18 protein-coding genes are annotated in these 9168 nt (G+C 41.5%); 2 read left to right on the forward strand and 16 right to left on the reverse strand.

The features are described from left to right. From NC238_00735 to NC238_00770, 8 genes are all read right to left on the reverse strand, one after another. A partial coding sequence (locus tag NC238_00735; GenBank protein ID MCM1564481.1) for a hypothetical protein occupies positions 1-341 on the reverse strand: 341 nt, incomplete at its 3' end. 23 nt (positions 342-364) lie between these two features. Next, the gene (locus NC238_00740) at positions 365-673 is read right to left on the reverse strand and encodes a hypothetical protein (GenBank protein ID MCM1564482.1); all 309 of its coding nucleotides are present in this window, start codon (positions 671-673) and stop codon (positions 365-367) included. A gap of 48 nt (positions 674-721) precedes the next feature. Further along, entirely contained in the window at positions 722-1393 is a 672-nt protein-coding gene (locus NC238_00745) for a hypothetical protein (protein MCM1564483.1), read from the reverse strand. A gap of 289 nt (positions 1394-1682) precedes the next feature. Further along, positions 1683-2081 carry a hypothetical protein gene (locus NC238_00750; GenBank protein ID MCM1564484.1) on the reverse strand — a complete coding sequence of 133 codons (399 nt, stop codon included), beginning with the start codon at positions 2079-2081 and terminating at the stop codon, positions 1683-1685. Positions 2082-2095: 14 nt separating this feature from the next. Further along, positions 2096-2290 (reverse strand): type II toxin-antitoxin system HicA family toxin, encoded by a 195-nt coding sequence (locus NC238_00755; GenBank protein ID MCM1564485.1) that lies wholly within the window; start codon positions 2288-2290, stop codon positions 2096-2098. 348 nt (positions 2291-2638) lie between these two features. Further along, complete coding sequence (locus NC238_00760) at positions 2639-2947, reverse strand: type II toxin-antitoxin system RelE/ParE family toxin (protein MCM1564486.1); 309 nt, start codon at positions 2945-2947, stop codon at positions 2639-2641. Continuing rightward, the gene (locus tag NC238_00765; GenBank protein MCM1564487.1) at positions 2938-3117 is read right to left on the reverse strand and encodes a hypothetical protein; all 180 of its coding nucleotides are present in this window, start codon (positions 3115-3117) and stop codon (positions 2938-2940) included. Before NC238_00765 ends, NC238_00760 begins: the two co-directional genes overlap by 10 nt. Before the next feature lie 332 nt (positions 3118-3449). After that, positions 3450-3749: a type II toxin-antitoxin system RelE/ParE family toxin gene (locus tag NC238_00770; protein MCM1564488.1), complete on the reverse strand. Its 300-nt coding sequence runs from the start codon at positions 3747-3749 to the stop codon at positions 3450-3452. A 225-nt stretch (positions 3750-3974) separates the two neighbouring features. Between NC238_00770 and NC238_00775 the strand changes: the two genes are divergently transcribed. Further along, the gene (locus tag NC238_00775; GenBank protein MCM1564489.1) at positions 3975-4364 is read left to right on the forward strand and encodes a hypothetical protein; all 390 of its coding nucleotides are present in this window, start codon (positions 3975-3977) and stop codon (positions 4362-4364) included. A gap of 250 nt (positions 4365-4614) precedes the next feature. On the opposite strand, the gene NC238_00780 is transcribed toward NC238_00775, so the two are convergent. The 8 genes from NC238_00780 to NC238_00815 form a co-directional block, all read right to left on the reverse strand. Continuing rightward, positions 4615-4851, reverse strand: a complete 237-nt coding sequence (locus NC238_00780) for a hypothetical protein (GenBank protein ID MCM1564490.1) — start codon at positions 4849-4851, stop codon at positions 4615-4617. Between the two features lie 318 nt (positions 4852-5169). Next, positions 5170-6027 (reverse strand): hypothetical protein, encoded by an 858-nt coding sequence (locus NC238_00785; GenBank protein MCM1564491.1) that lies wholly within the window; start codon positions 6025-6027, stop codon positions 5170-5172. Between the two features lie 279 nt (positions 6028-6306). Beyond that, the gene (locus NC238_00790) at positions 6307-6696 is read right to left on the reverse strand and encodes a HEPN domain-containing protein (protein MCM1564492.1); all 390 of its coding nucleotides are present in this window, start codon (positions 6694-6696) and stop codon (positions 6307-6309) included. Then, positions 6693-7010 (reverse strand): nucleotidyltransferase domain-containing protein, encoded by a 318-nt coding sequence (locus NC238_00795; protein ID MCM1564493.1) that lies wholly within the window; start codon positions 7008-7010, stop codon positions 6693-6695. Before NC238_00795 ends, NC238_00790 begins: the two co-directional genes overlap by 4 nt. Positions 7011-7384: 374 nt before the next feature. Continuing rightward, positions 7385-7678, reverse strand: a complete 294-nt coding sequence (locus NC238_00800; protein MCM1564494.1) for a type II toxin-antitoxin system RelE/ParE family toxin — start codon at positions 7676-7678, stop codon at positions 7385-7387. Further along, positions 7668-7874 (reverse strand): hypothetical protein, encoded by a 207-nt coding sequence (locus NC238_00805; GenBank protein ID MCM1564495.1) that lies wholly within the window; start codon positions 7872-7874, stop codon positions 7668-7670. Before NC238_00805 ends, NC238_00800 begins: the two co-directional genes overlap by 11 nt. A 355-nt stretch (positions 7875-8229) precedes the next feature. Beyond that, positions 8230-8559 (reverse strand): DUF86 domain-containing protein, encoded by a 330-nt coding sequence (locus NC238_00810; protein ID MCM1564496.1) that lies wholly within the window; start codon positions 8557-8559, stop codon positions 8230-8232. Further along, complete coding sequence (locus tag NC238_00815; protein MCM1564497.1) at positions 8559-8843, reverse strand: nucleotidyltransferase family protein; 285 nt, start codon at positions 8841-8843, stop codon at positions 8559-8561. Before NC238_00815 ends, NC238_00810 begins: the two co-directional genes overlap by 1 nt. 87 nt (positions 8844-8930) lie before the next feature. Between NC238_00815 and NC238_00820 the strand changes: the two genes are divergently transcribed. Then, positions 8931-9168, forward strand: a 238-nt coding sequence (locus NC238_00820) for a hypothetical protein (GenBank protein MCM1564498.1), incomplete at its 3' end; no start/stop codon positions are given.

Genomic DNA, 9168 nt, shown 5'->3' on the forward strand with positions numbered 1-9168 from the left:
TCGATACTGCCTCGGAATTCATCATGATTTTGAAATGTAAAGGCCCAGTTCCCGGCAAGTAGAAAGCCAATCAGGATCCATGAAAAGGCTAGTATGACAATTCCTCCAAATGCAATTCTGATTTTCTTGTGAGCTGAATTGCTGGCGCGATATATCTTGTTGAATGCAAGATATATGGTAGATGTTAAAGCAGTTAAACCAATCCAGGAGACAATGGTGCCCAAAGGGAAGGCAGATCCTTTATACAACGGGACGTTCAGGATTGGAGATCCGGTCACAATTAAGAATAGACACGAAACAAGAATGATTGAGGAAAGATAAAGAATCGCTTTTGCTTTCATGTTTCAAATTTAATCCTTTGTATTTATTTCTTCTGCAGTACCGTGATTGCTGATTTCACCCAATCCTGATCTGGGTTCAGCTTAATTTGCGGGGTAATACCGATAAATTCAAATTTTGATTTCTCTGAATACATCGTTGTTGTACTGTTGATTATATACTTTCCACAAGGAACCATTTCACTTTTGACATTCCCGTAGCCAAGATATCCACCCGAATTTTCGCCGAGGGTAATCACTTTATCGCTTTGCATAGCATATATAATCATGCCTTCACATGCAGCCTCATGTAAGTCCTTGAGATTTAATGTAAATGAAAAGCCAAAATCAAGCACAGAGAGCAGCACTGGTCTGACAAGAAATCATTCTCTAAACTCAGGTTACTACTTGTTCGGCAGAGTAAAAGATATGGATGCACCGAATGAACTCGCAGAAAAAGATTCACCGGTTCCATCTTCATAGCTAATCGCTGTGTAGGTCAATGCGATCCACTTATAGCCAAACTCAAACCGTGGGCCAGCCATACTGGTAAAAGCAACATCGGGACCAAAGCCATCAAGTTTGAGAACCGGGTTCAGATGGGTTGTAACACCAACCCCGAACCTGAAATCATTATTAATATTCCAATAAGGTGTTATATTTAAGGGAAGCCGCGTTAATCTGATATTGGCGTTATCTGCCGCAGTGGTGTTATATTTGATACCGATGGAGCCCCGAAGCATAAATTGTTTTAAACTCGATAATTGTATTTGGCCACCAACAGCAATTAAACCACCTTGACCAGCTCTCATAGTCTGGTCTTCACCATTTGTAAAAAAAACCTGCAGGATTTCATCTCCTCCATATTCGATTCCGCCTTCAATTAAAAACTTGGCAATAAAGGTCCGATCGGATTGTTGAGCGTGAACCTGAATGGTAGTCAAAAACAGAGCCAGTTGTAAAACGAAAATTGCTTTTTTCACTTTTAAAAGGGTTTTTTTTCTGACAGAAACAAGAAGTAATGGTAATAGGTTCATTTTTAAAAAAATACTTATTCGTTCATCTTGATTCCGCATTCTCCATTTTTTGGAGATTGCATTGTATGCCATTCGAGTTCATATACGGATACACTAACTACGAATTCAGTCCAGGTAATAAGTTGCCGTAACGAACATCGGCCGCCCGCCGCTTTACAGGGTCTTAAACTTCCAACCGGTTTTTGCCTGGCGGCTTTAACCGCTAAGCCGGGCCAATAAAGAACCTATTGGTCTTGATGTGCCAGTTTGGTGGACCGATGCGCAAAAACCAGTCGCGGTGCAGAAGTCAATGACATATACCGACCTGTTATAGCCAGTACTATTTTTATTAAGGCCTGTATATTAGGTTTATCTCTGATAGTTCCTGTCCAATTTGATGAATTCCAAGCAGTATTTTTTCAGTTTGGGCATCAGATGGTTTCTTGCGACCCTGTACATACTGAGAAAGTAAGGTTGGATTCATACCAATCTTATTGGCGAGAAACTTAGCGTTAATTACTTTGTAGTACTGAAAGAACTGTTTAAAATCAATTTCAAATTTAAGGTTCTCTTGTTCAATGCGAATGTCATCTTCTTCAAAAAGGAGATTTGCAGCTTCAAGAGCATTATCAATTAATTCAGGAATTGTCCTGCCAGTTGTATAGATAGGATAGTCTTCAGAGAAGGCAGAAAAACCAGTATCTGTCTTTTCTACTATCATTTTAATTTTTTTGTTCGTTGTTTTCATCTCCATCACCTTTATTAATTCTCCAACTTCAAACCTGCATCATTGAGTATCTTTCTCTCAATCCCTTTACCGACCTCCTGACTACCATGATTTGGGAAGATGATCATGCCTGGTTTCTTGTCATGCTTGAGTTTTACATGCGAACCTTTTTGTGAAACAGGGTACCAACCGTCTTTTGTCAGGATCTTATATAGCTCAGAACATTTCATTGTCTGTTGAAAGGATATTACAATACAAAGGTAAATAATAATTTACCTAGATGCAAACTTTCTTTTGTATTTGTTATCGCATTGGCTCTAACGTTCGGCGGTATGTGGCGTTGGTCCGCCAGCTGGCGGACGGTGGCGCGCGTTTTTGCACTCGTGGTGCGATGCAGGATTATGATGGTTATTACTTAATTCTCGCGATGGCAAAAACCGTGATCCGCCAGCTGGCGGGAGCCCCCGGCGGAAGCCGGGGCAGCCTGCACCGCCGGCCACTAAGCGATCCTCTTTAGCCATAAAATTCTCGCGGTGCGGAAAGCCAATGACATATACCGACCTGTTAGCCCCAGTGAATTACTTTCTTAACACTCGTGTTTTTGTTAGCTTTCTTGAGCTATGATGAACAGTTAAGATATTGATCAGATCTTCATTAGCGATCTGATAGATAATTCTATAGTTACCTTGAATAATTTCTCGGATTTTGTCTTTATGACCAGCTTCTGGCACTTTACGCCCTATTCTTGGATTTTCTTCCAATAAATGTGTCGCATTCAATAAACGCTGGATTGTTAATGATGCGTATTTGACAGAATCTTTCTCAATGAACTCTGCAATATTTCTGAGATCATTGACTGATCTGTGAGTCCAATTGATTACAGCCATTTCTTGAGCTGATCTTTTACTTGTTGTGTAGAGTAGACTTTACCTTCCTCAACCTCTTTAAGACCCTTCTCAATTTTATCTAGCACAACCAATTCTTCAACTACCTGATCTACCGTGAAGCTATCAGGCAACCTGTCAATGGTCTTTTTTACTTTTTCTTTGGTCAACATATACAATTCCTCAATTATGATGTAAAGATACTCATTATTCTGGCCGGATAAGTCTTGGCTGAAACCTTATCATTGGGGCTAACGTTCGGCGGTATGTGGCGTTGGTCCGCCAGCTGGCGGACGGTGGCGCGTGTTTTTGCACTCGTGGTGCGATACAGAACTATACGGTAATTACATTATTCTCGCGTTGGCAAAAACCGTGACACCAACGGGAGCCCCCGGCGGAAGCCGGGGCGGGCCGCACCGCCGACCACTAAACGGTCCTCTTTAGCCAGAAAGTTCTCGCGGTGCGGAAAGCCAATGACATATACCAACCTGTTGGCAAAAATATTTTATTCAGACAATCCAAGGATAGTATATATATCTTGTCTTCCGACAATTGCCATTATTTCAACTACATCTTTATTTATTCTGTAGTATATACTGTCAGATCCGCAAACGCAGCGCCTATAGCCCTTTTTTATGTAATCTGCAGATTCAAAGGAAAATGGTCTTTGGGCAATTATTTCAAAATATTCGAAAAAAGTATCAAAGTATTTATCGGCTTGAGACATCCCGAATTTTTCAATTCCATAATGATGGATTCTTATCAAATCTTCTTTGGCATCATTACTTAGTCTATATTCAGCCATTAAATGAGGACTTTGATTGATTTAGAATCTGTTCTTTGGTACTATCAGTAAATCCGCTTCTTTCCGATCTATCAAGCTTCGCTCTAACCCAGTCAATTTGTGCCTGTTGTTTTCTAGCTTGTCTGATCAGATCATTGATGAGTTCACTTTTGCTTGAATATTCTTGGTTCTCCAATTGTGCTTTTAACCACTCATCATTTGGTTTGGTAAAAGAGATACTTTGCCTTGCCATTTTATTATGTTTTGATGCAAATTTACATCAAATATGAACCAATTGAAAATTTTCCCAATATTGTTGCCAACGTTCGGCGGTATGTGGCGTTGGTCCGCCAGCTGGCGGACGGTGGCGCGTGTTTTTGCACTCGTGGTGCGATGCATGATTATGATGTTGTTTTGTTTATTCTCGCGTTGGCAAAAACCGTGACACCAGGAGGGAGCCCCCGGCGGGAGCCGGGGCAGGCCGCGGCGCCAACCGCAAAACCATCTTCTTTAGTTACCCAATTGTCGCGCCACGGAAAGCCAATGACATATACCGACCTGTTACCTGCTGGGCTTATTACTTCTTCTCTGCATCTTACGAGGATCCTGCCTGGTGTCAAATACATCAGTTATTAATACACCCTCTTTGACCCTTTTGTAGATGATACTATAGTTGCCCTCTACCAGGTATCTATGTTCTTCATCAAGTCTTATGAGATTTGGCTCAAGTTGCCCTGATAAAGGATGTTTGACCAGTTGTCTGGTAGCATTGAATATTCTCGAACGGATTCTAAGAGCGATGTTTATGCTAGCCGATTCTTTATAGAATTGGTAAATTTCAAGGAGTGAATTAGCGGCAAAATCAGTCCAGATGATTTTCATGGAGTCACCAAGATTCTGATTCTTTCTCTAAGGCTTCTTGAGTCTTGTATTTGCCTGATTTATAATCTCGGTTGGATTTTTCAGCTCTTTCAATTAACTGTTTCTGAGTAAAAGGCTTCAGCTTCCTTTCAGACCGGACTTTATTCTCTAGAATAGCCAGCTCAATCTTATTGAATATGCTTTCATCTTCAAGGCCGGCTATATATTCAATTGCATTGAGTTTTCTTGTCTGTAAATCCATGACTCCCATTTTTTACAAATATACAACACAAAAGCCTACCTTATGTTAACTCAACTTAGCCTTGCAGGTAACGTTCGGCGGTATGTGCAGTTGGTCCGCCAGCTGGCGGACGGTGGCGCGCGTTTTTGCACTCGTGATGCGATGCAGGATTATGCGGTTATTACTTTTTTCTCGCGTTGGCAAAAACCGTGACACCAGGAGGGGGACCCCGGCGGGATCCGGGGCAGGCCGCACCGCCGACCACTTAACGGTCCTCTTTAGTCAGAAAATTCTCGCGGTGCGGAGCGCCAATTGCATATACCGACCTGTTAGGCATTGTTAACTTTTTACATAATCCCAACCCTTTATTTCTTCAAAGGATTTGTAACCTTCCAGGATTGATGGATGCGTTAAAACAGACTCAACGCTTACTTCTGGGATTAATGAATCAACAATGCCGTTCTTAATAAAGATAAAATTGAATCCCAACTGATTTGCCCCAACTAGCCTATAACCTTTCTTTTTGGCCAGTTTTACCATAGCAACAGGAGAAGCCCCATGGTAAACAGGGTGTTTTCTGATATGTTCCGATTTTGACTCATATGGAACAACAATATCATTCAGTCCAAATTCATTGTGAGTTTCAATTATAACAACTTTGGGTTCAATGATTGATACGGCATCCCAAACCCAATAGTCATTACCATCAATATCAATTGAGAGGAGCCCAATTTCTCCTTTTATTCCAGTTTCACCAATTATTTGATTCACATTCTCCGGGGTCACCTTTTTACAGATGAATTTTGGTTTGTACTGTAATGGATTAGGATATTTGTTATAGAAACGTCTGCCACGTTTAACACTCCATTTGTCACAATCAATAAACAAACCATACCAACCGAAATTAAAGAAGAGATTAGCACAATTGCTATTGATTCCGTCATTTGCGCCAATTTCCACAAACTGTTTGTTATCCATTCCGATTATTGAGAAAATGAACAGCAATTTGCCATCTTCTTCATTTTGTGAAAATACCCGGAAACCAGTATCAATTAGATTAGGTACCTTACCTGATTGAGCAAGATCTTGATAATAATGAAAAAGTTTCCGTTGTTGAATTTGGATTGATGGATTAAACCTATTCCGGATTTTCAGGATTAAGAACCAGTCTTTAAGGATATGCTTTAATATGTTCATCTTCAATTGTTAGCGGTTAATAATGCCAAACGTTCGGCGGTATGTGCAGTTGGTCCGCCAGCTGGCGGACGGTGGCGCGTGTTTTTGCACTCGTGGTGCGATGCAGGATTATGCGGTTATTACTTTATTCTCGCGTTGGCAAAAACCGTGACACCAGGAGGGGGCCCCGGCGGGAGCCGGGGCGGCCTGCACCGCCATTGAAGGTCTTTCATTTTGACCAGAAGATTCTCGCGGTGCAGAAGCCAATGACATATACCTACCTGTTAGAGGCAGTGCTGTTTATTTGATTAACCTCTCCACGATTTCTTTTACCGAGATAGCAGTGTCACGGTACTCAAGAGCTTCTTTTTCATCTGGGATGTAAAAGTCGTCAGGATATCTCACACTTACTCCAAAGTCTGTCAGGCTTTTAAAATCTATCTGAAAGGCTTCTTTGTTTATTTTCTGACATTCAATAAGGAGAAAGTCTAGATCATGTGTTCTTGGAAAGTCTACATCATGATAAGCCAGGAATGCTTTAAGGAACTTTTCAGACGCTTGCTGAGCATGAAAGCAGATACTGCTTGTGTAATATTCAGCACCTGCATTCACAAGGCTTTTTATTACGGCAATATCCTCATTTGCCCTGAATAGCCAATTCTTAATATATTCAGCTTTGTACTTGGTCATAGGAGTATTGCTTCATTAAGAATATTCTTAATAATATGACCAGGTAACTTTCTCTTTTTATTGACCTCTTTTTTGCTTTGGATAAGGATATCTGATCGGATACCCTCTTTAAGAAGGTCTTTTCTGATATTTGTTTTGAGGGGCAGTTTTTGCTTGGGAGACAGGTCTAAGGAAGTAACTATAAGGACATCAAAGTCACTGTCAGAGGCAGCTTCTTTTCTTGCTCGAGAACCGAATAGCATTACTTCTGCATCAGGCAGATATTTGCATGCTGTTGCTTTAATAAGTTCTAATATCTCACGATTTGTCTCCATCTAGTACAAAGATATCAATTTAGTAATCACCGTGAAATCATCATATTGTCATTTCTGTTTGCGCATTGCCTCTAACGTTCGGCGGTATGTGCAGTTGGTCCGCCAGCTGGCGGACGGTGGCGCGTGTTTTTGCACTCGTGGTGCGGTCCAGATATATGATATTGTTTTGTTTATTCTCGTGTTGGCAAAAACCGTGACACCAAGGGGAGTGCCCCGCGGGAGCGGGGCCGGCCGGCTGGTTTTTGCCCGGCGGCTTCAGCCGCTAAGCCGGGCCGATAAAGCACCAACTGGTTTTGGTGTGCCAGTCTGGCGGACCGGCGCGCAAAAACCAGACGAAGCCAATGACATATACCGACCTGTTATGCGGTCGTGCATTATTTGATTTTTGAGATATCTTTCTTATTAACAAACAGGTAAGCAAGATCTATTCTATTATCGGAAATCTTATAGAATATTGTCGTTTGAGGGCTTAAAACAGCTTTTCTTAACGATGGATTGAATGTTGACTTTGGAAATATCAAAGGATTCTTTGTTATGAGATCCAGTTGCTTATTCAGTTTGTATTTGAATTTAATTACCTCTTTTTCTGTCCATTTTGCAGTTAGGTAATCAAGAATTTCTTCAAGGTTATCTATGGCTTCTGCCGACCAATATAACTTATAGTCCATATCTGCTCTTTACAACATCATGAGATATTGTCCTACCTTGAGCGATATCATTAAGACCCCGTTCTATTCCTTTTTTTTGATCTTCAGAAAGATCATCCCACCAATCATTATCCTCGGTAGTTGAGTCTTTCACAACTTTGAGGTACTTGATGGTGTCTGGATCCTTGAGTTTTGCGAGCCATTCTATTAATTCCAACTTAATAGCATCATGTCCCATGGTTCATTTTTTTTCAAAGTTATGATTTTAAATGCAAAATGGACTATTCGTGTGTTGCAATACATGCCGCATAACGTTCGGCGGTATGTGCAGTTGGTCCGCCAGCTGGCGGACGGTGGCGCGTGTTTTTGCACTCGTGGTGCGATGCAGGGTTATGCGGTTATTACATTATTCTCGCGTTGGCAAAAACCGTGATCCGCCAGCTGGCGGAAGTCCCCGGCGGGAGCCGGGGCAGGCCGTGGCGCCAACCACAGAACCTTCTTCTTCATTTACCCAATTGTCGCGCCACGGAGCGCCAATGACATATACCGACCTGTTAGCACCAGTTTCTTCTCTAGTCTATCTCTTTGATTTGCTTTTCTAGGGTAGGAATATCTTCTGTAATAGTTCTCCATACAACCTCAACATCTACTCCCAGATAGTCATGGATGAGCTTATCTCTCATTCCGGCAATCTCTTTCCAGGGGATTTCATAGTATATCTGTTTGGTATCAGAAGATATCTTCTTTGACGCTTCTCCAATAATTTCAATGTTTCTGATGACTGCATCCTGTACTAACTCATTGACCGAGAAATCTTTCAATGATAACCCACTGGTGAACTCCTTGATTTTTCTTATACAATCGAGGATATGCTCGATATAAGCCAGATCATCTTTTACCATTACAGGATGCTAATAAGGTCTTTCTTAATACTTTTTTGGACTCTTTTGTTTTTAATAGCACCAGTTGTGATTAAATCTACTTTGATACCAAGTAAGTCCGAAAGCTCATTTTCAATCTTTATTAAGGTGAGAAGTGAAGGTGCTACTTTAAACTTAACAAGGATATCAATATCACTTTTTTCAGTGGATTCACCTCTAGCGAATGATCCAAATATTCCTACACTAACAGGTTGATAGTCTTTTAAATAGTTAAGGATAATATATTTAACTTCCTGTTGGGTCATATTTGTGTTTTATACAAAGCTATTAAAATTACATCATCTGAGGCACGACACTCTGAAATTGGTGCTAACGTTCGGCGGTATGTGGCGTTGGTCCGCCAGCTGGCGGACGGTGGCGCGTGTTTTTGCACTCGTGGTGCGATGCAGGGATATGATGTTGTTTTGTTTATTCTCGCGTTGGCAAAAACCGTGACACCAGGAGGGAGGCCCCGGCGGGAGCCGGGGCGGCCTGCACCGCCATTGAAGCTCTTCCATTTTGACCAGAAGATTCTCGCGGTGCAGAAGCCAATTGCATATACCGACCTGTTGGTGGTAGTTTTGGTTACTT

The sequence above is a fragment of the Dehalobacter sp. genome, assembly GCA_023667845.1.
Classification (GTDB): Bacteria; Bacillota; Desulfitobacteriia; order Desulfitobacteriales; family Syntrophobotulaceae; genus Dehalobacter.